We start from the raw sequence: 1,181 nt of genomic DNA on the forward strand, positions 1-1,181 counted from the left end.
AAGGTGGTGGGTGTGGAAATGGTGCACATGAAAAAGCTGCCCGACGAACAGGGCCGGCTGCACCGCATCGCCTTCGAGGGCACCGAGACGGTGCTGCACGTGGACATGGTGATTCCGGCCATCGGCCAGGTGGTCGACCCCGCCGGGCTGGAGGCCATCCTCAACGGCGCCCCGCATCTGCATGCAGACGGCTGGGGCGAGACCGGCCATGCGGGTGTGTTCGCCGGCGGCGACGCCACCGGGCAGGGCGGCACGGTGACCGAGGCCGTCGGTGCGGGCCGCCGCGCGGCACAGGCCATCGACAATTTCATCAAGCAGGTGGGCCCGCCCAAGGATTTCGAACCGCAGGTGGTGGGTCTCGAGGGCATCAACCTCGCGTATTACGAACCGGCGCACCGCTCGCGCGAGACGATTCTGCCGGTGGCGGAGCGCACCAGCTGTGACGAGATCGACCAGGGCCTGTCGGGCGGACAGGTGCAGAACGAGGCGCGGCGCTGCTTTTCCTGCGGCAATTGCCTGGCCTGCGACAACTGCTTCACCCTGTGCCCCGACTCGGCCGTGCTCAAGACCCGGGAGTTCGCCGCCGACGGCAGCCACTATGTGTTCGATTACGATTACTGCAAGGGCTGCGGGCTGTGCGCCAACGAGTGCCCCTGCGGGTATATCCGGATGGTGCCCGAACCCTAGACCGGTGCGTGCCCTTTGGCCGGGATAATAAAAACAAACCATGCATAAATCGGGAGGGGGACCCGCATGGACATCGTGACGCCGGAGTTGATCGACGAATTCTGGTTCTCCGAACGGGTGCGCCCGCTCTGGTTCGACTCGACGCCGGCCTTCGACGACGAGATCCGCGACCGTTTCGAAGAGACCTGGCGGCGCGCCAAAGACGGCGGCTACAAGTCCTGGCGGCAGACCGCCCTCGGTTCGCTGGCGCTGGTGATCGTGTTCGATCAGTTTCCGCTCAACATGTATCGCGGCAAACCCGAAAGCTTTTCGACCGAGGCGCGCGCCCGCGAGGTGGCGGAGGCGGCCGTCGAGCGCGGCTTCGACCTCGAGCTGACCCCGCCGCAACAGGCCTTTTTGTACATGCCCTACATGCATAGCGAGTCGCTGGCCGACCAGAACCGCTCGGTGCGCCTGTTCGACAAGCCGGGGCTGGAGGAAAACCTCAAGTTCGC

General features: G+C 65.5%; 2 protein-coding genes. Both read left to right on the forward strand.

Going from position 1 to position 1,181, the window contains the following annotated elements; translation table 11 throughout:
• Positions 1–687, forward strand: a 687-nt coding sequence (locus tag P8Y64_13400) for a 4Fe-4S binding protein (protein ID MEJ2061460.1), incomplete at its 5' end; no start/stop codon positions are given.
• Positions 688–753: 66 nt separating this feature from the next.
• Positions 754–1,181 (forward strand): DUF924 domain-containing protein (locus P8Y64_13405; protein ID MEJ2061461.1); only part of this gene is annotated, 428 nt, incomplete at its 3' end.

This window comes from Gammaproteobacteria bacterium (assembly GCA_037388465.1).
Lineage (GTDB): Bacteria > Pseudomonadota > Gammaproteobacteria > SpSt-1174 > SpSt-1174 > JARRKE01.